Origin of the sequence: Pseudomonas sp. PNPG3, from assembly GCF_023093815.1 — a bacterium.
GTDB classification, from domain to species: domain Bacteria; phylum Pseudomonadota; class Gammaproteobacteria; order Pseudomonadales; family Pseudomonadaceae; genus Aquipseudomonas; species Aquipseudomonas asiatica.
Genome location: NZ_JALLKV010000009.1, coordinates 99,087 through 119,816 on the forward strand (window position 1 = coordinate 99,087; position 20,730 = coordinate 119,816).

Annotated in this window: 18 protein-coding genes; 3 read left to right on the top strand and 15 right to left on the bottom strand. The window is 63.6% G+C overall.

The genetic code is table 11. The features are described 5' to 3' along the window. Nucleotides 1-56: 56 nt before the first annotated feature. The 3 genes from MJ643_RS09080 to nhaB form a co-directional block, all read right to left on the bottom strand. The gene (locus MJ643_RS09080) at nucleotides 57-602 is read right to left on the bottom strand and encodes a lipocalin family protein (RefSeq protein WP_013973308.1); all 546 of its coding nucleotides are present in this window, start codon (nucleotides 600-602) and stop codon (nucleotides 57-59) included. Between the two features lie 80 nt (nucleotides 603-682). Beyond that, nucleotides 683-1,297, bottom strand: coding sequence for a dihydrofolate reductase family protein (locus MJ643_RS09085; RefSeq protein ID WP_024087388.1), 615 nt, complete (start codon nucleotides 1,295-1,297; stop codon nucleotides 683-685). A 201-nt stretch (nucleotides 1,298-1,498) separates the two neighbouring features. After that, a complete protein-coding gene (gene nhaB, locus MJ643_RS09090; protein WP_013973306.1) occupies nucleotides 1,499-3,001 on the bottom strand; it encodes a sodium/proton antiporter NhaB in 1,503 nt (500 codons plus the stop codon). Nucleotides 3,002-3,151: 150 nt separating this feature from the next. Between nhaB and MJ643_RS09095 the strand changes: the two genes are divergently transcribed. Both MJ643_RS09095 and nudC read left to right on the top strand, forming a co-directional pair. After that, on the top strand, nucleotides 3,152-3,964 hold the full coding sequence (locus MJ643_RS09095; protein ID WP_013973305.1) for a crotonase/enoyl-CoA hydratase family protein: 813 nt from the start codon (nucleotides 3,152-3,154) through the stop codon (nucleotides 3,962-3,964). A gap of 36 nt (nucleotides 3,965-4,000) precedes the next feature. Continuing rightward, entirely contained in the window at nucleotides 4,001-4,831 is an 831-nt protein-coding gene (gene nudC / locus MJ643_RS09100; RefSeq protein WP_013973304.1) for an NAD(+) diphosphatase, read from the top strand. Between the two features lie 130 nt (nucleotides 4,832-4,961). Here the strand turns inward: nudC and MJ643_RS09105 are convergent, their stop codons facing one another. From MJ643_RS09105 to MJ643_RS09155, 11 genes are all read right to left on the bottom strand, one after another. Continuing rightward, a complete protein-coding gene (locus MJ643_RS09105; protein ID WP_013973303.1) occupies nucleotides 4,962-5,741 on the bottom strand; it encodes a TSUP family transporter in 780 nt (259 codons plus the stop codon). A 201-nt stretch (nucleotides 5,742-5,942) separates the two neighbouring features. Then, a complete protein-coding gene (locus MJ643_RS09110) occupies nucleotides 5,943-6,773 on the bottom strand; it encodes an alpha/beta hydrolase (protein WP_023661251.1) in 831 nt (276 codons plus the stop codon). Nucleotides 6,774-6,976: 203 nt separating this feature from the next. Next, the gene (locus MJ643_RS09115; RefSeq protein ID WP_013973301.1) at nucleotides 6,977-8,266 is read right to left on the bottom strand and encodes an FAD-binding oxidoreductase; all 1,290 of its coding nucleotides are present in this window, start codon (nucleotides 8,264-8,266) and stop codon (nucleotides 6,977-6,979) included. 233 nt (nucleotides 8,267-8,499) lie between these two features. Then, nucleotides 8,500-10,443: a DNA topoisomerase III gene (locus tag MJ643_RS09120; protein ID WP_013973300.1), complete on the bottom strand. Its 1,944-nt coding sequence runs from the start codon at nucleotides 10,441-10,443 to the stop codon at nucleotides 8,500-8,502. A gap of 200 nt (nucleotides 10,444-10,643) precedes the next feature. Then, nucleotides 10,644-11,072, bottom strand: coding sequence for a GNAT family N-acetyltransferase (locus tag MJ643_RS09125; protein ID WP_003258855.1), 429 nt, complete (start codon nucleotides 11,070-11,072; stop codon nucleotides 10,644-10,646). Continuing rightward, complete coding sequence (locus tag MJ643_RS09130; protein ID WP_013973298.1) at nucleotides 11,065-12,231, bottom strand: cupin domain-containing protein; 1,167 nt, start codon at nucleotides 12,229-12,231, stop codon at nucleotides 11,065-11,067. Before MJ643_RS09130 ends, MJ643_RS09125 begins: the two co-directional genes overlap by 8 nt. Before the next feature lie 81 nt (nucleotides 12,232-12,312). Next, nucleotides 12,313-13,683 carry an adenylosuccinate lyase gene (gene purB, locus MJ643_RS09135; RefSeq protein ID WP_013973297.1) on the bottom strand — a complete coding sequence of 457 codons (1,371 nt, stop codon included), beginning with the start codon at nucleotides 13,681-13,683 and terminating at the stop codon, nucleotides 12,313-12,315. A gap of 237 nt (nucleotides 13,684-13,920) precedes the next feature. Next, the gene (gene hflD / locus MJ643_RS09140) at nucleotides 13,921-14,547 is read right to left on the bottom strand and encodes a high frequency lysogenization protein HflD (RefSeq protein WP_015270973.1); all 627 of its coding nucleotides are present in this window, start codon (nucleotides 14,545-14,547) and stop codon (nucleotides 13,921-13,923) included. Further along, complete coding sequence (mnmA, locus tag MJ643_RS09145) at nucleotides 14,544-15,668, bottom strand: tRNA 2-thiouridine(34) synthase MnmA (RefSeq protein WP_013973295.1); 1,125 nt, start codon at nucleotides 15,666-15,668, stop codon at nucleotides 14,544-14,546. Before mnmA ends, hflD begins: the two co-directional genes overlap by 4 nt. Before the next feature lie 60 nt (nucleotides 15,669-15,728). After that, a complete protein-coding gene (locus tag MJ643_RS09150) occupies nucleotides 15,729-16,169 on the bottom strand; it encodes an NUDIX hydrolase (protein ID WP_023662388.1) in 441 nt (146 codons plus the stop codon). Nucleotides 16,170-16,360: 191 nt separating this feature from the next. Beyond that, nucleotides 16,361-18,586, bottom strand: a complete 2,226-nt coding sequence (locus tag MJ643_RS09155) for an NADP-dependent isocitrate dehydrogenase (RefSeq protein ID WP_013973293.1) — start codon at nucleotides 18,584-18,586, stop codon at nucleotides 16,361-16,363. A 427-nt stretch (nucleotides 18,587-19,013) separates the two neighbouring features. Here MJ643_RS09155 and icd point away from each other — a divergent pair, with 427 nt between their 5' ends. Next, nucleotides 19,014-20,270 carry an NADP-dependent isocitrate dehydrogenase gene (icd, locus tag MJ643_RS09160; RefSeq protein ID WP_013973292.1) on the top strand — a complete coding sequence of 419 codons (1,257 nt, stop codon included), beginning with the start codon at nucleotides 19,014-19,016 and terminating at the stop codon, nucleotides 20,268-20,270. 73 nt (nucleotides 20,271-20,343) lie between these two features. Here icd and cspD read toward each other — a convergent pair whose 3' ends face one another. After that, a complete protein-coding gene (gene cspD / locus MJ643_RS09165; protein ID WP_013973291.1) occupies nucleotides 20,344-20,604 on the bottom strand; it encodes a cold shock domain-containing protein CspD in 261 nt (86 codons plus the stop codon). Nucleotides 20,605-20,730 lie beyond the last annotated feature (126 nt).

Consider the following 20,730-nt stretch of genomic DNA (forward strand, 5'->3'; position numbering starts at 1 on the left):
AGGGCGCACACCTTAGCCGGATTGCCGCATGTCGTCGATGGCCTGCCAGGCCTTGCCTACTCGGCCTGCCGCCAGATGAGCTTGCTGGTGTCATAGCCTTGCTCCCGGGCGATCGTCAGCAGTTGCTCGCGCATCTGGTCCGTGACTGCAGGCGTGCGTGAAAGCAGCCACAGGTATTCGCGGTTCGGGTGGCCGACCAAGGCTACGCGGTAATCCTGGTCGTGGTACAGCACCCAGTACTCGCCCTTGGTAAGGCCGGGCGCGAGGCGGCTGAACCAGTTGTCGAAGCGCACCCAGAGCTTGTCGGTGCTGCCCGGTTGCTGGGCTTCGGCGATGCCCTTGGCCTGGTTCCACTGGCCGTCCTTTTCCTGGCAGCGGTTGGTCACGTCGAGGCGACCATCCTCTCGCAGGCCATACTGCGCCTCGGACTGCACGCAGTTGCGCTGGAAGAACATCGGCAGCCGGGCGAGTTCGTACCAGGTGCCCTGGTAACGTTGCAGGTCGACCTGCTGGGTACGCGGCGGTGCCGGGTGATCGTTGCCGGCGCAGCCGAGCAGGGCCAAGGTCATGCAGGAAAGCAGCAACGTGGTGCGTAGCGCCATGGTGAACCTCCTTGATACGGACGGGGCTTACTTGGGTTTCGATGCGAGCGAGAGGCAAAAGTTGTACAGGATTATGCCTTTCAGAACGAACCGGTCTGCACTTCGCCTGCACGCACGTAACGGGCGATGAGCACGCCCGTGGGCGAAACCTGCGAATGCTGCAGTGTGAAGGCCGCCGCTGCCGCATCGTCGCCGAAAAGGCGCTTGCCGTGGCCGAGCAGCAACGGGTGGATCAGCAGTTGCAGTTCATCGACCAGGCCCGCCGCCAGCAGTTGCTGCACCAGATCGCTGCTGCCCTGGGTCAGCAGGTTGGCGCCGTCCTTCTGTTTCAGCGCGTGGACCGCTGCGGTGATGTCTGCGCCCAGTGCATGGCTGTTGTGCCAGTCGAGGGTTGCGGGGGTGTGGGTGGCCACGTGCTTGGGCACGCTGTTGAACAGGTTGGCGATGGAGAAGTCTTCCGAGCTGCCTTTTACCTTTGGCCAGTAGCCGGCGAAGATGTCGTAGGTGCGCCGGCCCAACAGCAGTTCGAAGGGCTGGCTGAACAGGGCTTGCATGGCTTGGCCGAAGATTTCCTCGGCGTAGGGTACGATCCAGCCGCCGTAGGTGAAGCCGCCGCTGGTGTCTTCCTGCGGACCACCGGGGGCCTGCATGACACCGTCGAGGCTGATGAAGGCGGCTACGATGAGTTTGCGCATGGGGACTCTCCTGTGTGCAGCCGGGGTGGCTGGGGGCATGGGATAGTCGAATGGCAGGCAGCAGAATCGACAGGGCTGTTTGAGTGGTCTGCACTGGTCCTTTCGCGGGTAAACCCGCTCCCACATGATCACCACAGTTTCGAAGGCTGTGCAGTACCTGTGGGAGCGGGTTCACCCGCGAAGAGGCCGGCGCAGGCTACCTCAAAGCCAGTAGGTCACCGCCCACCACCCCAGCCCACCCATCACTACGGTATAGGGCAAGGCCATCCACACCATTCGCCCATACGACAGCCGGATCAGCGGCGCAATCGCCGAAGTCAGCAGGAACAGGAACGCCGCCTGCCCATTCGGCGTTGCCACGCTCGGCAGGTTGGTGCCGGTGTTGATCGCCACCGCCAGCGTCTCGAAATGCTCGCGGCTCATGCTGCCATTGAGGAACGCCTGCTTCACCTCGGTGATGTAGATGGTGGCAACGAACACGTTGTCGCTGATCGCCGACAGCAGGCCGTTGGCCAGGTACAGCATGCCCGGTTGCTGCTCGGCCGGAAGCGCCAGCACCCAGGCAATCAACGGGCTGAACAGTTGCTGCTGATGAATCACTGCCACCACGGCGAAGAACACCACCAGCAAAGCGGTGAACGGCATGGCGTCCTGGAAGGCACGGCCCAGGCGATGTTCGTCGGTAATGCCTGTGAATGCCGTGATCAGCACGATCACCATCAGGCCGATCAGGCCGACCTCGGCAACGTGCAGCCCCAGGCAGAAGATCAGGATCAATGCAGCGAACCCTTGCACCCACAGCGCGATGCGCTGGGCAGTCGTGCGTGCAGCATCGTCCTCGGCGGCATAGGCGGCCAACACCTGGCGCACTGGCTCGGGCATCAGCGTGCCATAGCCGAACAGGCGCAGCTTCTCCAGCAGCACGCAGGTCAGCAGGCCGGCGCCCAGCACCGGGAGCGACACCGGTGCCACCTTCAGGAAGAAATCGGCAAAGTGCCAGCCCATTTCGTGGCCGATCAGCAGGTTCTGCGGTTCGCCCACCAGCGTGCACACGCCGCCCAGGGCGGTGCCCACCGCACCATGCATCAGCAGGCTGCGCAGGAATGCGCGGAACTGGTCGAGGTCTTCACGGTGCAACTGTGCGACCTGCTGGTCGCTGTCCAGCGCACTGTCTTCGCGCGGATTGGCCCCGGAGGCGACGCGGTGGTACACCGCATAGAAACCGACCGCGGCGCTGATGATCACGGCGGTCACGGTCAGTGCATCGAGAAACGCCGAGAGGAATGCCGACAGCACGCAGAACAGCAACGCCAGGGTCGCCTTCGAACGCACCCCCAGCAGGATGCGCGAGAACAGGAACAGCAGCAGTTCCTTCATGAAGTGGATGCCCGCGACCATGAACATCAGCAGCAGGATCACCGGGAAGTTGTGCTGCAACTCTTCGTACAGGGCTTGCGGGGTAGTCATCTGCAACAGCAGGGCTTCGACCAGCAGCAGGCCGCCAGGCATCAGCGGGTAGCACTTCAGGGCCATGCCCAGGGTGAAGATGAATTCGAGCACCAGTGCCCAGCCGGCAGCGACCGGGCCGACGGTCACCAGCAGCAGCGGGTTGAGCACCAGGAACAGGCAGATGACTGCCTTGTACCAAAGCGGCGACTGGCCCAGAAAGCTGTGGGCGAGGGCGCCGGTCAGGGAGCGCGACATGAATTTGTATCCTTATGATTCGGCGATGGCGCACGGTGCCGGATCAGCGCGTCTTAGGCAAGGCGTAAAGTCCCGTTTTTGGCACAAGTGCGGTCATCGGGCTGGGTTAACATCCGGGCCATGAACCCTTTATCCGCAGGAGTGCCGCCCGTGACCGAGTACAGCGCATTCAAGGTCGAACTGACCAACAGCATCGCCCACGTTCAGATCAACCGCCCGGACAAGCGCAATGCGATGAACGCGGCCTTCTGGGAGGAGATCATCGACATCTTCCAGTGGGTCGACGACACCGACGCGGTGCGGGCGGTTGTGATCAGCGGTGCCGGCAAGCATTTTTCCGCCGGTATCGACCTGATGATGCTGGCTTCGCTGGCCGGGCAGATGGGCAAGGACGTGGGGCGTAACGCGCGCTTCCTGCGCAGCACCATCTTGCGCCTGCAGGCGTCGTTCAATGCCGTGGACAAATGCCGCAAGCCGGTACTGGCCGCGGTGCAGGGTTACTGCATTGGCGGCGCCATCGACCTCATCTCGGCTTGCGACATGCGCTACTGCAGCAGCGACGCGCAGTTCTCGATCAAGGAAATCGACATGGGCATGGCCGCCGATGTCGGCACACTGCAACGTTTGCCTCGTATCATCGGTGACGGCATGATGCGTGAGCTGGCTTTCACCGGGCGCAATGTCGAGGCAGAAGAGGCGCTGCGCATCGGCCTGGTCAACCGGGTTTATGATGATCAGGCCGCGCTGATGGACGGGGTCTTTGCCATCGCTGGCGAGATTGCCGCAAAATCGCCGATCGCCGTGGCCGGCACCAAGGAAATGCTCAGCTACATGCGTGACCATCGCATCGATGATGGCCTGGAGTACATCGCCACCTGGAACGCCGCGATGCTGCAGTCCGAAGACCTGCGCGTGGCGGTGGCGGCGCACATGAGCAAACAGAAACCGACGTTCGCCGACTGATCAGGCCGGGGGACGCGAAGTAAGGGAACCCCCGACATGTCAGCACGCTGGACTACCGCAGTACTCGACCCGCAGATCACCGGGGGGCTGGCCGTGGCCCGCAGCCCGGAAGGGTTCCTGGTGGACGACAACGGCGCGCTGTTCCCTCGCGACTGGCTCAAGCGCCAGGACCTCGACGTACTGTGCGAGCACGGCATCGGCCACTTCGACGGCCAGCCGGTGTTCCTGCTGGAGCTGCGCAGCGCCACCGATGTGCCCGGCTGCTCCTGGCGCGGCCTTCGCGCGTTCATGCTCGAAGGTGACTCCGACACATACAAGGTGCTGGGCTATGCCGCGCAGATCGGCACCTGGGCCCGCGAGCACCGATTCTGCGGCAGCTGTGGCCAGGCGATGACGCAAATTCGCTGGGAACGGGCAATGTACTGCCAGCCGTGCGATCTGCGCAGCTACCCGCGCATTTCGCCAAGCATGATCGTGCTCGTGACCCGTGGCGACGAAATCCTGCTGGCGCGTTCGCCACGCTTCGTCACCGGGGTGTACAGCACACTGGCAGGCTTTGCCGAGCCGGGCGAGTCGGCCGAGGACTGCCTGGTGCGCGAAGTGCGTGAAGAAGTGGCGGTGGAGGTGCAGAACATCCAGTACATCGGCAGCCAGTGCTGGCCGTTCCCCCACTCGATGATGCTGGGCTTTCACGCCGAATACGCTGGCGGCGAGATCGTCATGCAGCCGGACGAGATCGAGGACGCCAAGTGGTTCAGCGTTCACGACCTGCCGCCGCTGCCGGCCGGGCGGTCCATCGCCCGGTATCTGATCGACCTGTATGTTGCACGGCGGCTGGGCTGTGATATCCCTGCTTTCCCGTCCTAGCTGCAGTGAGAAATGTTCTCCGACTAGGCGCAGGGCGCAGGCAATGGTCATTCCATTGCCAAGTCCTGCAACGACGGCGGAGGACATTTCTCGCGCAGATAGGGCGGGAAAGCAGGGGTATCACAGCCTATCAGGCTTGGCCGAACCAGTGCTGCCACGCTAGGCGCACGGTCAATGCCAGCACCACGGTGATGAACACCGGGCGGATGAACTTGCTGCCGCCACTGATCGCCGTGCGTGCGCCGAAGAAGGCGCCAACCATCACCGACAGGCCCATGCACAGGCCGACGATGTAGTCCACCTGCCCGGAAATGATGAACACCGTCAGCGCTGCGATGTTGCTGACGAAGTTCATGCTGCGCGCCACGCCGCTGGCACGGACCAGGTCGATGGGGTAGAGCAGCAGGGTGCTAACCGTCCAGAACGCCCCGGTACCCGGGCCGGCCACGCCGTCATAGAAGCCCAGGGTAAAGCCTTGCGGTACTTGCCACTTTTTCCTGATCGGCGCATCGGCATCCAGCGGCGCCTTGGGCGTGCCGCCGAACAGCAGGTAGACGCCACAGGCGAAGACGATCACCGGCAACATCTTGTTCAGCCATTCGGCCGGCATGTAGTGGGCGATCACTGCACCCAGCAAAGCACCGACCAAAGTGGCGAACAATGCCGGGCGCCATTGCGCCGGGTGGAACAGCTTGCGCCTGTAGTAGGTGAAGCCGGCGGTGGCCGAGCCGAAGGTAGAGCTGAGCTTGTTGGTGCCCAGTACCAGGTGCGGCGGCATGCCCGCGGTGAGTAGCGCCGGGGTGGTGAGCAGGCCGCCACCGCCGGCGATGGCATCGATGAAACCGGCGACGAAGGCGACCAGGGCCAGGATCAGCAGGGTGAGGGGTTCTACGGTGAGTTCGAAGGGCATGGGGTTTTGGCAGGCAGGGAGGCAGGGGGCGGCAAAGGGCCGCACTAGAAGGGTGACATGGTAATCCTGGGGGGAGGTGTGTTGCCAGTGCCGGCCCTTTCGCGGTCATGCCTGCTCCCAAGGTTACCTGCACATTTCAAGACTTGTGCAGTACCTGCGGGAGCGGGCGCGCCCGCGAAAGGGCCGGTACAGGCCATCACATCAGCTACGGATAAACGCCAGCAAATCCGCATTGATCACATCGGCATGGGTAGTCGGCATGCCGTGCGGGTAGCCCTTGTAGGTCTTCAGTGTGCCGTTGGGCAGCAACTTCGCCGACAGTACCCCGGAATTTTCATACGGTACGATCTGGTCATCGTCGCCGTGCATCACCAGCACCGGCTGGGTGATGCCCTTCAGGTCTTCGGTGAAGTCAGTCTGGGAAAACGCCACGATGCCATCGTAATGGGCCTTGGCGCTGCCAATCATGCCTTGGCGCCACCAGTTGCCGATGACGCCTTCGCTGCCTTCTGCACCGGGGCGGTTGTAGCCGTAGAACGGTCCGGCCGGCACATCGCGGTAGAACTGCGCACGGTTGCTGGCGACCTGGGCCTGAAAACCGTCGAACACCGATTTGGGCAGGCCACCAGGATTGCCGGGCGTCTGCACCATCAATGGCGGTACGGCGGCGATCAGCACGGCCTTGACCACCTTGTCTTCAGGGTGCCGGGCCATGTAGCGCACCACTTCACCGCCACCGGTCGAGTGGCCGACATGCACGGCGCCCTGGATGCCCAGGTGAGCGACGACCGCCGCCACATCGTCGGCGTAATGGTCCATGTCGTGGCCGTCCCATACCTGGCTGGAGCGGCCATGGCCGCGGCGGTCGTGGGCAACCACGCGGTAACCATGGGCGAGGAAGAACAGCAACTGGGCATCCCAGTCGTCGGCGCTGAGAGGCCAGCCGTGATGGAAGTGGATAACCGGTGCATCGCGCGGGCCCCAGTCCTTGTAGAAGATCTGTACGCCGTCCTTTGTAGTTACATAGCTCATGGTCGGGTCTCCTGTGTACAGGAAGCGAAGGGAGCTATTGAGAATAGGAGGGATTTGGCTTGGCACTGGAGATTATGGGTGCGGATTTGCACGGTCCCCTGTGGGAGCGGGCGAGCCCGCGAACACCGGCGAAGCCGGTGCCATCCATCGCGACGCCTGTTTCGCGGGCATGCCCGCTCCCACAGGGGAGTTGTGTCAACTAATCAGACGCGGTCGCGCATCCGGTACCAGGCCTTGGCCGCAGCCTCCAGCGGCGCCGCCAGCAGGTCGCCGCCGGGGAAGCGGCCGTTGTCGATGCCTTGGTACAGCGCCAGCAGGTCGTCGTCGCCAAGAATGGCATCGCTTACCGCCCGCGCCGCCGCCAGTGTAGGTAGCACGCCATGGCCCGAGAACCCCTGCAGCCAGTAGCGCTGGCCCTCGCGACCGACATCCGGGGTGCGCTGGATGCTGCAGTCGATATGGCCGCCCCAGGCATAGTCGATGGCTACCCCGGCCAGCTGCGGAAATACCCGCTCCAGGTAGGGGCGGGTAGCGCTGGCGACATCTTCGGGAATACCGCCCAGATAGGTGCAGCCGCCGCCGAACAGCAGGCGATGGTCCGGGGTGAGGCGGAAATAGTCGGGCACGAACTGGTTGTCGATCACGCAACTGTTGTGCGGCAGTAGCGACTGGGCGAAGTCGGCATCCAGCGGTGCGGTGGCTACCTGATAGGAGCCAACCGGCAATAGGCGGCGCGACAGATTGCGGTCGAGGCGGTCGATGTAGGCGTTGCAGGCCAGCACCAGCACTTGGCAGCGTACTTCGCCGCGGTCGGTACGGGCCACATAGCCATCGCCGGCTTTCTGGTAGTTGAGCACCTGGCTCTGTTCGTAGATCCGCCCGCCAGCCGCCTCGATGGTGCTGGCCAGGCCCTGGGCCAGCTTCAGCGGGTTGAGGTGGGCGCCTTTGGCGTCGTATAGCGCGGCCTGGTAGCGCGGGCTGTCGATCCACTGCGGCAGCTCGTCGCGGCCGATCAGGCGCAGGGCGTCGTAGCCCCATTTGTGTTCGGCCTCATGCAGGGCTTCTTCCAGCATCTTTACCCGGCGCGGCAGTACGGCGGTCCACAGGCTGCCCAGCCGGTAGTCGATGTCGAAGCCGTGGCGCTCGGGCAGTTCGCGCATTTCATCGGCGGCCCAGCACATGCTGGCCCACAGGCGTTGGGTGCGTTCGGTGCCCAAAGCCTTTTCCAGCGGCGGCATGTCGCACGACCAGCCGAGCAGTGCCTGGCCGCCGTTGCGGCCGGACGCGGCCCAGGCCACGCGGCTGGCTTCCAGCAGCGTTACACGCTTGCCGGCCTGGGTCAGGCGCAAGGCGGTGTGCAGACCGCTGAAGCCGGCGCCGATGATCAGGACCTCGGTGTCGTGGCTGCCTTGCAGGGTAGGGTGCAGGGGAATGCTGGCGGGGTAGGTCTGGGCGTAGTAGCTGGCGACGTGCTGGGCGGATTGTTTGAACATGCAGGGGTCTCATGAAAATTCTTGTGTTTATTTTCATGAAAACTTAGCAGGTAAATTTCATGGCGCCAATGCATTGGCCGGGTTTGTGGCTTACCTCGGGTTGTTGTTTTCCTGTCCAGGCCCTTTCGCGGGTAAACCCGCTCCCACAGAGTCATCAACGGTCTCGAGGTCGGCGCTGTAACTGTGGGAGCGGGTCTACCCGCGAAGGGGCCTGACCTGAGAGTGCAAAATTTTCAGGTTGTCGCCTTTTTTCGAGGCTGTCTTGGCTTGCCTGCGGCCGCTTTGCCTTTCCCGCCACCCCTCCGCTTTTTCTTCCACGGCGGCGCAGCCCCGGCTGCCGGCCCGCTGATGGTCATGCGCATGCCGCTGCACCGTTCGACCAGCTTGCCCATCCATGCCGACTGCCGGGCGACGAACTCTTCCAGCGTCATCTCGCCACTCTGCACCATGTCCAGCGCCTGCTCCCAGATAGCTGTGGTACCAGGGTCGGCAATGGCGCGAGGTACGGCGTCGATCAGGCTGAAGGCCGCAGGGGTGGCGGATAGCGCCTTGCCGTTCTTCACCAGGTAGCCGCGGTCAAGCAGGCCCTGGATGATGCTGGCGCGGGTGGCTTCGGTGCCGATACCGGTGGTTTCCTTGAGCTTCTGCTTCAGCCGCGGGTCGTCCACCAGCTTGGCCACGTTCTTCATTGCCTTGATCAGGTCGCCTTCGGTAAACGGCTTGGGCGGCTGGGTCCACAGGTCTTTCAATTGCAGGCCCTGCACCGTGCAGTCCTGGCCTTCGCGCAGCGCCGGCAGCACCTGGGCCGGTGGTGCCTCGCGGCCCTTGGCCGGGGTCAGCGCCTCGGGCAGAGCACGGCGCCAGCCTGGTTCGACGATCTGCTTGCCTACGGCACGCAGGGCATGGCCGGCGCAGTCGAAGTCGGCCTGGGTGCGGTCGTACTCATGGTTGGGCAGGAACTGCGCCAGGTAGCGGGCGCGGATCAGGGTGTACACCGCCTTGTGCTTGGCTGGCAGGCGCGACGGGTCGCTGGCAGCGGCGGTGGGGATGATGCCGTGGTGGGCGCTGACCTTGGCGTCGTTCCACGCCCGTGAGCGGCGTTGCGGCTCCAGATAGGGCTGCAGCGGCGCCAGGCTGGCATCGGAACGTTGCAGGGCGGCGAGGATGGCTGGCGCTTCGGCGTGCTGGCTTTGCGGCAGGTAGCCGCAGTCGCTGCGCGGGTAGGTGATCAGCTTGTGGGTTTCGTACAGGGCCTGGGCGATGTCGAGGGTTTCCTGGGCGCCGAGGCCGAACTTTTTCGAGCACAGCTCCTGCAGGGTGCCAAGGTCGAAGGGCAGGGGTGCCGCTTCACGCACGCGTTCGGTGGTCACCTTCACGGCCCGGGCAGTACCCGCATTGCCGATGTCGACGGCAGCCTGCTGCGCCAGGGCCTGGTTCAGGCAGCGGCCCTGGTCGTCGCAGGCGTCATCGGGGGCGCGCCACTGGGCGTTGAAGCCAAAGCCTGCGTGTTCGAGCTGCACGTCGATGGCCCAGAACGGTACCGGCACAAAGTCGGCGATGCCGCGGTCTCGGTCGACCACCAGGCGCAAGGTGGGCGTTTGCACCCGGCCCACCGGCAGCACGCCCTGATACCCCGACTGGCGGCCCAGCAGGGTGAACAGCCGGCTCATGTTCATGCCGATCAGCCAGTCTGCGCGCGAACGGCCCAGCGCCGAGTGGTACAGGTTGAAGGTTTCGTGGCCCGGCAGCAGCCGCGCCAGGGCCTTGCGAATGGAGGCGTCGTCCAGTGCCGACAGCCACAGGCGCTGCACCGGGCCGCGGTAGCGGCAATGCTCGACCAGTTCGCGGGCGATCATTTCGCCTTCGCGGTCGGCGTCGGTGGCGATCACCAGTTCGCGTGCTTCGCCGAGCAGGCGCTTGACTGCCTTGAACTGGCTGGCGGTCTTGGGCTTGACCAGCATTTTCCACTTTTCCGGGATGATCGGCAGGTCGGCCAGGTTCCAGCGCTTGTAGCGTTCGTCGTAGCTGTCGGGCGGGGCGGTTTCCAGCAGGTGGCCGATGCACCAGGTCACGCAGACGTCGGTGCCTTGCCAGCAGCCATCGCCCTTGCGGTTGGCGCCGAGCACTTTGGCGATGTCTTTTGCCTGGGAGGGTTTTTCGCAGAGGAACAGGCGCATGGCCGGGGACGCTTCATCGGGGGTGATGGGCGATAGGATGCGCAAGCGAGGGCGCGGAGGCAAGTTTTATCTGGATGGATGTACAGGTTTTTTGTCAGAGGGGATGTCTTGGCTGTGCCGGCCTCTTCGCGGGTGAACCCGCTCCCACAGGCTCCCCACAATCTTCAGAATTTGTGGGGGGCCTGTGCGAAGGTCGTGGATCAGGCGCGCGAGTCGCGCACCATGTCCACGTGCGGGATGCCGGCTTCGAGGAACTCTTCGCTGACTACGCGAAAGCCCAGCCGCTCGTAGAACGGCGTGGCGTGCACCTGGGCGCTGAGCATCTGCTGTTTAAGGTCGCGGTTCTGTGCTTCGACAATCACCGCGTTCATCAGCGCGTCACCCACCTTCAGCCCGCGCCAGTCCTTCAGCACCGAGACCCGGCCAATGGTGCCGTCAGGCAGCAGGCGCGCGGTGCCGATCGGGTAGTCGCCTTCCAGGGCCAGGAAGTGCGCGGCGGTCGGGTCATCCGAATCCCACTCCAGTTCTGGTGGAACGTGCTGTTCGGCAATGAACACCGCTTCGCGGATGCGGCGGATGTCGGCGTTGTCCTTGTGCCAGTCGGCGAGGCGCACACGAATCTTATTCATTGGCGAATCCCAGGCTTCCTTGTTTGACCAGCTGCTGTACCAGCATAAGGCCATCTTCATCCTGCAGCCATTCGCCCAGGTTGTCGATGTGCAGGGCGTCGGCCGCGCAAACCAGCTTCAGCAGCTCGCGCAGTTTGCCCGGCAGCGGGCAGCTGCGGCCGCTGGCGAACAGCAGCAGGTCTTCTTCGAACTCCGACCAGGCCAGGCGCGCGCTCGGGTTGCGGATCAGGATGGCGCCTTGTTCCAGGGCATCGATCAGTTCTTCCTCGGACAGCTCTTCACCGACGATCTGCTCGGGGTAGCGTGGCTCGGTCATGAACTGGCCGAACCAGGTCAGCAGCAGGTCCTTGTCGCCCATGTGCTTGTCGAGCAGCGCCTTGAGGCGGTCGAGGGCATCGTGCTGGATCTGGTGCGGGTCACTGACCGGCTGGGCGTCGGCGTCGCTGTAGCGTTCTTCATCGGGCAGGAACTGGCCGAGGAAATCGGTGAAGTGGGTCAGCACTTCGGCGGCGCTTGGCGCGCGGAAGCCTACCGAGTAGGTCAGGCAGTCGTCCACGGCCACGCCGTAGTGGGCCAGGCGTGGTGGCAGGTAGAGCATGTCGCCCGGCTCCAGGGTCCACTCATCGCTCTGCTCGAAGTCGGCGAGGATGCGCAGGTCGGCGTGCTCCAGCAGCGAGCTGTCGCTGCTGCACATCTGGCCGATTTTCCAGTTGCGCTGGCCGTGGCCCTGCAGCAGGAACACGTCGTAGTTGTCGAAGTGCGGGCCGACGCTGCCACCAGGGGCGGCGAAGCTGATCATCACGTCATCGATGCGCCAGCTGGGCAGGAAGCGGAAGTTTTCCAGCAGTTCGGCTACTTCCGGGACGAACTGGTCCACGGCCTGCACGAGCAGGGTCCAGTCCTTCTCCGGCAGCTCGGCGAAGGTATCTTCGGTGAACGGGCCGCGGCGCAGCTCCCACGGGTGCGCGCCGTGCTCGAGCACGATACGCGACTCTACTTCCTCTTCCAGGGCCAGGCCGGCCAGCTCGTCGGGGTCGATCGGGCTGATGAAGTCCGGGAATGCCTGGCGCACCAGCAGCGGCTTCTTCTGCCAGTAGTCGCGCATGAATTCGCGGGCCGAGATGCCGCCGAGCAGCTGCAGTGGAGTATCAGGATTCATGTTCAACCTATTGAAAAAATGTAATTTTCGTCCGGGAATAAAAACGCCCGGCCAGGCCGGGCGTTGAACGCGACGGTCAGCTTAGATGCGTTTGGCCTGTGCTGCCGCGTTGCCGATGTAGGTAGCAGGGGTCAGCTGCTTGAGCTCGGCCTTGGCTTCGGCTGGCATGTCCAGGCCGTCGATGAAGGTCAGCAGCGCTTCCGGGGTGATGCCCTTGCCACGGGTCAGCTCCTTGAGCTTCTCGTAGGGGTTTTCGATGTTGAAGCGGCGCATCACGGTCTGGATCGGCTCGGCCAGCACTTCCCAGCAGGCGTCCAGGTCGGCGGCGATGCGGGCTTCGTTGACTTCCAGCTTGCCGATGCCTTTCAGGCTGGCTTCGTAGGCGATGACGCTGTGGGCAAAGCCCACGCCCAGGTTGCGCAGCACGGTGGAGTCGGTCAGGTCACGCTGCCAGCGCGAGATCGGCAGCTTGCTGGCCAGGTGCTGGAACAGCGCGTTGGCGATACCCAGGTTGCCTTCGGAGTTTTCGAAGTCGATCGGGTTGACCTTGTGCGGCATGGTCGACGAGCCGATTTCACCGGCAACGGTCTTCTGCTTGAAGTAGCCCAGCGAGATGTAGCCCCACACATCGCGGTCGAAGTCGATCAGGATGGTGTTGAAGCGGGCGATGGCGTCGAACAGCTCGGCGATGTAGTCGTGCGGCTCGATCTGGGTGGTGTACGGGTTGAACTGCAGGCCCAGCTCGTCTTCGATGAAGGCGCGGGCGTTCTGCTCCCAGTCGATCTGCGAGTAGGCCGACAGGTGGGCGTTGTAGTTGCCCACGGCGCCGTTGATCTTGCCCAGCAACGGCACGGCGGCAACCTGGGCGATCTGGCGCTCCAGGCGGTACACAACGTTGGCCAGTTCTTTACCCAGGGTGGTCGGCGAAGCCGGCTGGCCGTGGGTGCGCGACAGCATGGGCACGTCGGCGTGGGCGTGAGCCAGGGCGCGGATGGCGTCGGCGATCTGGCGCATCAGCGGCAGCAGCACTTCGTCACGGCCGGCGCGCAGCATCAGGGCGTGGGACAGGTTGTTGATGTCCTCGCTGGTGCAGGCGAAGTGGATGAACTCGCTGACCTTGGCCAGCTCAGGCAGCTTGGCGGCCTGCTCCTTGAGGAGGTATTCGATCGCCTTGACGTCGTGGTTGGTGGTGCGCTCGATTTCCTTGACGCGTTCGGCGTGCTCGAGCTTGAAGTCGGTGGCCAGGCTGTCCAGCAGGGCGTTGGCTTCGGCGGAGAACGCCGGCACTTCGCCGATCTGCGGGTGGGCGGCCAGGCGCTGCAGCCAGCGCACTTCGACCAGGGCGCGGAAACGGATCAGGCCGAATTCGCTGAAAATGGGGCGCAAGGCCTGGGTTTTGCCGGCATAACGGCCGTCTACAGGGGAAACCGCAGTGAGCGAAGAGAGCTGCATGGGGTGTTCTCGGACAGTCAGGCTTTTGGAAGGGCGCATATCATACATGAATTTCGCGCCCGAGTCGGGTGGCTGACCAAAGGTCGGGCCATAAATCAGCTGTGGCATTGTGCATTGCCTGTTCTGGCCCTATCACCAGCAAGCCAGCTCCCGCTGGTAATGCACCGGTCTTGAGCACAGTGCATATCCTGCGGGAGCTGGCTTGCCGGCGATGAGGCCGGAACTGTCAAACCCCTGTCAGGAGGGGCTGCGCATCATGTCGTACAGTTCGTTCAACAGCTTGCGCCGGCTGAATACCAGCTGCCAGCGGTGCCCGCCCAGCTGGCGCCACAGGCGTGCGGCGCGGATGCCGGCCAGCAGCAGGGCGCGGATCTTCGAGGCGTTGCTGGCCTGCTGCAGGAAGCGCATGTCGCCATGCACCTGGATGCGCTGGCGCAAGGTGCTCAGGGTGTCCTGGTACAAGGCTCCGCTGGAAGCGATGACGTTTTCATGAACCAGGCCAAAATGCTCGGCCTGGGACTGGATTTGCGGCAGGCGGTTGCCGATGGTGTCGAGCAGGTCGCCGCGCTTGTTCAACTGGCGTTCAAGGCCCAGCATCGACAGGGCGTAGCGCAGTGGCTCGCGCTGCAGGCTGCTGGGGTCGCGCTCCAGCGCACCGACCAGCGCGCGATAGCCGTCGCGCAGGTTCAGGTCGTCACCGCCGAAAACTTCCAGGGTGTCCTTGGGGTCACGGACCAGCAGGCTGCCCAGCATGCAGCCGATGTTGGCCTCGCTGGCCTGGCCGGTGCGGGCGATGCGGTCGACCAGTACGGCGGCCTGGAACACACCGCCCAACGCAATCAGCTGCTCCTGCAGGTTGCTCATGCACGCGGGCTCCACGGCTCGGCAGCTTCGATCACGCCGCCGCCCAGGCACACTTCGCCGTCGTAGAACACCACCGACTGGCCCGGGGTGACGGCGCGTTGCGGTTCGTCGAACACTGCGCGGTAGCCGCTGTCGGTCAGCTCCAGGGTGCACTGCTGGTCGCTTTGGCGGTAACGCACCTTGGCGGTGAGCTGGCGCGGGTTGCTGAGATCGACCGGGTTGACCCAGAAAATTTCCGAAGCGAGCAGGGCGCGGGAGAACAACCACGGGTGTTCATTACCCTGGCCGACCACCAGCACGTTGCGGGTCAGGTCCTTGTGCAGCACGTACCACGGCTCGTCACCGGCGTCCTTCAGGCCGCCAATGCCCAGGCCCTGGCGCTGGCCGATGGTGTGGTACATCAGGCCGTGGTGGCGGCCGATCACTTCACCGTCGGTGGTCTCGATGTTGCCCGGCTGGGCCGGCAGGTATTGCTTGAGGAAGTCGCTGAAGCGACGCTCGCCGATGAAGCAGATGCCGGTGGAATCCTTTTTCTTGGCGGTGGCCAGGCCGTGCTTTTCGGCAATGGCGCGTACTTCGGGCTTTTCCAGCTCGCCAACCGGGAACAGGGTACGTGCGATTTCCTTGCCGCCGACGGCGTGCAGGAAGTAGCTCTGGTCCTTGTTCGGGTCCAGGCCCTTGAGCAGTTCGGTGAGCCCGCCGGTGTCGCGGCGGCGCACGTAGTGGCCGGTGGCGATCAGGTCGGCACCCAGCGACAGGGCGTAGTCGAGGAACGCCTTGAACTTGATTTCGCGGTTGCAGAGGATGTCCGGGTTGGGCGTGCGGCCGGCCTTGTACTCTTCGAGGAAGTGCTCGAACACGTTGTCCCAGTATTCGGCGGCGAAGTTGGCGGTGTGCAGCTTGATGCCGATGCGGTCGCACACGGCCTGGGCGTCGGCCAGGTCTTCACGGGCGGTGCAGTATTCGGTGCCGTCGTCTTCTTCCCAGTTCTTCATGAACAGCCCTTCCACCTGGTAGCCCTGCTCCATGAGCAGAAGGGCGGAGACGGAAGAGTCCACGCCGCCGGACATGCCGACGATGACGCGGGTCTTGGCGGGGTCTTTGAGTGCTGGGCTGGTCATGGGTACCGGTGTGTATCAAAGGGGGAAAAACGCCAATTCTATCAAACCTGCGGCGGCGCGTCAGTCGCGCAGCAGGTCGAGGCTGTGCAAGGGGCCTTTGAGGTAATCGTCGAGACAGCGTGGCACCAGTTCGCTGCGCCAGCGGGCAGGGTCGGCCAGCAGTTCGTCGCGGGTCAGCCACACGGCGCGGACGATGTCGCTGTCCAGTGCCAGGTCGGCGTGATGGCGCACGGGGCGGGCGGCGAAGCAGACGCGCTGGTAGGTCACGCCGTTGCTTGGGGCGGTGTACAGGTAGATGCCGACCACGCCGGTGAGCTCGACTTCCCAGGCGGTTTCTTCGAGGGTTTCGCGCAGGGCGGCCTGGGGCAGGGTCTCGTTGGGTTCGAGGTGGCCGGCGGGCTGGTTGAAGACGTGCTGGTTGGCTTTGAACTCTTCGACGAAAAGGAACTTGCCTTCGTGTTCGACGATGGTGGCGACGGTGATGTGGGGTTGCCAGGTCATGAACAGCTCCTTAGAGGCCTGCACAGCCCTTGTGGGAGCGGGTTTACCCGCGAATGCGTCAGTGGATTCGCCATCGCATTCGCGGGTAAACCCGCTCCTAAAGAGTCCGCGCTGGCGGCCAGAAATCGTTTATCCAGAAAGCACAAACCCCGGTGCGTGGCCGGGGTTTGTGCTGTTACTTCAAGCGAACCTTACAGGGCGGCAATGGCGCTGTTCAGGGTCTGGCTTGGGCGCATCACCTTGGCGGTCAGCTCGGCATCCGGAGCGTAGTAGCCACCGATGTCGGCCGGCTTGCCCTGGACGGCGTTGAGCTCGGCGACGATGGTCTCCTCGTTCTCGGTCAGGGTCTTGGCCAGTGGTGCGAAGCGTGCCTGCAGGGCAGCGTCGTCGTTCTGCGCAGCCAGGGCCTGGGCCCAGTACAGGGTCAGGTAGAAGTGGCTGCCGCGGTTGTCGATACCGCCAACTTTGCGCGAAGGCGACTTGTTGGTGTCGAGGAACTTGCCGGTGGCCTGGTCCAGGGTATTGGCCAGCACTTTGGCGCGCGGGTTGTCGTAGGTGTTGCCCAGGTGCTCCAGGGAAGCGGCCAGGGCCAGGAATTCACCCAGCGAGTCCCAGCGCAGGAAGTTCTCTTCCACCAGCTGCTGCACGTGCTTCGGTGCCGAACCGCCGGCGCCGGTTTCGAACAGGCCACCGCCGTTCATCAGTGGCACGATCGACAGCATCTTGGCGCTGGTGCCCAGTTCCATGATCGGGAACAGGTCGGTCAGGTAGTCGCGCAGTACGTTGCCGGTCACCGAGATGGTGTCCTTGCCTTCGCGGATGCGGGCCAGGGAGAACTTGATGGCGTCGACCGGTGCCAGGATGCGGATGTCCAGGCCGGTGGTGTCGTGATCCTTCAGGTACTTCTGCACCTTCTCGATCATCACGCCGTCGTGGGCGCGGGCCGGGTCCAGCCAGAACACTGCAGGGGTGTTGCTCAGGCGGGCACGGTTGACGGCCAGCTTGACCCAGTCCTGGATCGGCGCGTCCTTGACCTGGCACATGCGGAAGATGTCGCCGGCTTCGACGTTCTGCTCGAGAACGACCTGGCCTTTGCTGTCGACCACGCGCACGACACCGTCGGCCTTGATCTGGAAGGTCTTGTCGTGGGAGCCGTATTCTTCGGCCTTCTGTGCCATCAGGCCGACGTTCGGTACGCTGCCCATGGTGGTCGGGTCGAAGGCGCCGTTGGCTTTGCAGTCTTCGATGGTGGCCTGGTAGATGCCGGCGTAGCAGCGGTCCGGGATGATCGCCTTGGCATCCTGCAGTTCGCCAGCGGCGTTCCACATCTTGCCCGAGTCACGGATCATGGCCGGCATCGAGGCGTCGACGATGACGTCGCTCGGCACGTGCAGGTTGGTGATGCCTTTGTCGGAGTTGACCATGGCCAGGGCCGGACGCTGGGCGTACAGGGCCTGGATGTCGGCTTCGATCTCGGCCTGCTTCTCGGCTGGCAGGTCCTTGATGCGGGCATACAGGTCGCCGATGCCGTTGTTGGCGTTGAAGCCAACTTCAGCCAGGGCGGCGGCATGCTTGGCCAGCACGTCGTTGTAGAACTCTTCGACGATGACGCCGAACATGATCGGGTCGGAGACCTTCATCATGGTGGCTTTCAGGTGTACCGACAGCAGCACGCCGGAAGCCTTGGCATCGGCGATCTGCTCGGCGATGAAGGCTTTCAGGGCCTTGCGGCTCATGGTGGCGCAGTCGATGACTTCGGCAGCTTTTACCGCAGTCTTTTCTTTCAGTACGGTGGTGTTGCCGTCTTTGCCGACCAGCTCGATGCGCAGGCTGTCGTCAGCTTCGATCAGTGCGGCTTTCTCGCTGCCGTAGAAGTCGCCCTGGGTCATGTGGGCAACGTGCGACTTGGAGTCGGCAGCCCAGGCGCCCATCTTGTGCGGGTGCTTGCGGGCGTAGTTCTTGACCGACAGCGGCGCGCGGCGGTCGGAGTTGCCTTCGCGCAGGACCGGGTTCACGGCGGAACCTTTGATGCGGTCGTAGCGGGCGCGGGATTCTTTCTCTTCCGCGGTGGCCGGCTCGTCGGCGTAGTCAGGGATGTTGAAGCCCTTGCCTTGCAGTTCCTTGATCGCGGCTTTCAGCTGCGGTACCGAGGCGCTGATGTTCGGCAGCTTGATGATGTTGGCTTCCGGGGTGGTAGCCAGCTGGCCCAGTTCCGCCAGGTGATCGCCTACTTGCTTCTCTGCGCCCAGTTGCTCCGGGAAGGCGGCGAGGATGCGGCCAGCCAGGGAGATGTCGCGGGTTTCGACGGCGATGTCAGCCGAAGCGGTGAAGGCTTCGATGATTGGCAGCAGCGAGTAAGTGGCGAGGGCGGGGGCTTCGTCGGTGAAGGTATAGATGATCTTGGAACGGGTGGGCATGCGGGTTAACTCTCTGTGTGCTGAGCGTGCTCGAGTCTCGTGGTGCGCAGGGTAGGCGCATCGCCCTGGCAGCGCCATGAGCAGAAAGTCGAGAGGCTGCGAGCGGTGATGGTGGATGCATCAGTCGAGCGTCAAGTGCTGAGCTGCGGTAACAACCCAGGCTTTATGGCCAGGCTTTGTGTCCATTCATGGCCAAGGGCGGTCCGCATTTTTCCAAGGGATCGCCCCGATGACCCTTCGGTCGCGGCGGAGTATACCAAACCATTCGGGCTAATCAGCAAGGCCAAGTGATATCGGCCCATTTATAAGACCAAAGACTAAGCGGCAATGTGGCGGGTTGTCGCATGCCTTGCAGGTCGGCAGATGTGGTTTAGGCTCAGTGGATCGCATGATGTCCAATCACACCCGACAGCGGAGTAGTGCAAGCATGGGATACCAGAAAATCAAGGTTCCGACCGACGGCACCAAGATCACCGTCAATGCCGACCATTCGCTCAACGTTCCTGACAACCCGATCATTCCCTATATCGAGGGCGACGGGATTGGCGTCGATGTCTCGCCGGTAATGATCAAGGTGGTCGACGCCGCCGTGCAGAAGGCCTACGGCGGCAAACGCAAGATCGCCTGGATGGAGGTGTACGCCGGCGAAAAAGCCACCCAGGTGTACGACCAGGACACCTGGTTGCCGCAGGAAACCCTCGATGCCGTGCGTGATTACGTGGTGTCGATCAAGGGGCCGCTGACCACGCCGGTGGGCGGGGGTATCCGGTCGCTCAACGTGGCCTTGCGCCAGCAACTGGACCTGTACGTGTGCCTGCGCCCGGTGCTGTGGTTCCAGGGCGTGCCCAGCCCGGTGAAGAAGCCAGGTGATGTGGACATGGTGATCTTCCGCGAGAACTCCGAGGATATCTATGCCGGCATCGAGTGGAAGGCCGGCTCGCCAGAGGCGAACAAGGTGATCAAGTTCCTCAAGGAGGAAATGGGCGTTACCAAGATCCGCTTCGACCAGGACTGCGGCATTGGCGTCAAGCCGGTGTCTCGCGAGGGCACCAAGCGCTTGGTGCGCAAGGCCCTGCAGTACGTGGTGGATAACGACCGCGAGTCGCTGACCCTGGTGCACAAGGGCAACATCATGAAGTTCACCGAGGGTGCCTTCAAGGACTGGGGTTATGAAGTGGCGCGCGACGAGTTCGGGGCCGAGTTGCTCGATGGTGGCCCGTGGATGAAGTTCAAGAACCCCAAGAGTGGGCGCGAGGTCATCGTCAAGGACGCCATCGCCGACGCCATGCTGCAGCAGATCCTGCTGCGCCCGGCCGAGTACGACGTGATCGCCACCCTCAACCTCAACGGTGACTACCTGTCCGACGCCCTGGCGGCGGAAGTGGGTGGTATCGGCATTGCGCCGGGTGCCAACCTGTCCGACACCGTGGCCATGTTCGAGGCCACCCACGGCACCGCGCCCAAGTATGCCGGGCAGGACAAGGTCAACCCGGGTTCGGTGATCCTGTCGGCGGAGATGATGCTGCGGCACATGGGCTGGACCGAGGCGGCAGACCTGATCATCAAGGGTACCAACGGCGCGATTGCCGCCAAGACCGTGACGTATGACTTCGAGCGCCTGATGGACGGCGCCACACTGGTGAGCAGTTCAGGCTTTGGCGATGAAATGATCAAGCATATGTAGGGCAATGGAAAACCGGCCGCTTCCATTAAAGAAGCGGCCGGCTTGTTCGTATACCGGCAGGCGGCTCAGCAGATCAGGCGTCGGCAGTGCTGCCGGCTGGCCGTGCGCTGGTCGGCGCAGGCGCGGCAGTGGAAGCGCTGCAGATCTTGACTGCGTGCAGGCCTTTGGGGCCTTGGATAATCTCGAAACTCACGGCCTGGCCGGCCTTGAGCGTCTTGTATCCGTCCATCTGGATGGCTGAGTAATGAGCGAACAAGTCTTCATCCTTGCCCTCTTCATTGATGAATCCGTAGCCCTTGGCATTGTTGAACCACTTGACTTTACCGCTTGCCATCCCTATGTCCCTCTGCAAAGGACTCCATCACTGGAGTATCATCCACTCATCCGCATACGAACCATGCGAAAAATCTGGTTGACTGCGCGGATCTTTATCGACCACGGTGGGTTCTTATTGGTTGTA

Bases quoted from the DNA above. Each gene is read 5' to 3' on its own strand.
- MJ643_RS09080 (WP_013973308.1), bottom strand. From the start codon at position 602: ATGGCGCTACGCACCACGTTGCTGCTTTCCTGCATGACCTTGGCCCTG.
- MJ643_RS09085 (WP_024087388.1), bottom strand. From the start codon at position 1,297: ATGCGCAAACTCATCGTAGCCGCCTTCATCAGCCTCGACGGTGTCATG.
- nhaB (WP_013973306.1), bottom strand. From the start codon at position 3,001: ATGTCGCGCTCCCTGACCGGCGCCCTCGCCCACAGCTTTCTGGGCCAG.
- nudC (WP_013973304.1), top strand. From the start codon at position 4,001: ATGTCAGCACGCTGGACTACCGCAGTACTCGACCCGCAGATCACCGGG.
- MJ643_RS09105 (WP_013973303.1), bottom strand. From the start codon at position 5,741: ATGCCCTTCGAACTCACCGTAGAACCCCTCACCCTGCTGATCCTGGCC.
- MJ643_RS09110 (WP_023661251.1), bottom strand. From the start codon at position 6,773: ATGAGCTATGTAACTACAAAGGACGGCGTACAGATCTTCTACAAGGAC.
- MJ643_RS09115 (WP_013973301.1), bottom strand. From the start codon at position 8,266: ATGTTCAAACAATCCGCCCAGCACGTCGCCAGCTACTACGCCCAGACC.
- MJ643_RS09120 (WP_013973300.1), bottom strand. From the start codon at position 10,443: ATGCGCCTGTTCCTCTGCGAAAAACCCTCCCAGGCAAAAGACATCGCC.
- MJ643_RS09125 (WP_003258855.1), bottom strand. From the start codon at position 11,072: ATGAATAAGATTCGTGTGCGCCTCGCCGACTGGCACAAGGACAACGCC.
- MJ643_RS09130 (WP_013973298.1), bottom strand. From the start codon at position 12,231: ATGAATCCTGATACTCCACTGCAGCTGCTCGGCGGCATCTCGGCCCGC.
- purB (WP_013973297.1), bottom strand. From the start codon at position 13,683: ATGCAGCTCTCTTCGCTCACTGCGGTTTCCCCTGTAGACGGCCGTTAT.
- hflD (WP_015270973.1), bottom strand. From the start codon at position 14,547: ATGAGCAACCTGCAGGAGCAGCTGATTGCGTTGGGCGGTGTGTTCCAG.
- mnmA (WP_013973295.1), bottom strand. From the start codon at position 15,668: ATGACCAGCCCAGCACTCAAAGACCCCGCCAAGACCCGCGTCATCGTC.
- MJ643_RS09150 (WP_023662388.1), bottom strand. From the start codon at position 16,169: ATGACCTGGCAACCCCACATCACCGTCGCCACCATCGTCGAACACGAA.
- MJ643_RS09155 (WP_013973293.1), bottom strand. From the start codon at position 18,586: ATGCCCACCCGTTCCAAGATCATCTATACCTTCACCGACGAAGCCCCC.
- icd (WP_013973292.1), top strand. From the start codon at position 19,014: ATGGGATACCAGAAAATCAAGGTTCCGACCGACGGCACCAAGATCACC.
- cspD (WP_013973291.1), bottom strand. From the start codon at position 20,604: ATGGCAAGCGGTAAAGTCAAGTGGTTCAACAATGCCAAGGGCTACGGA.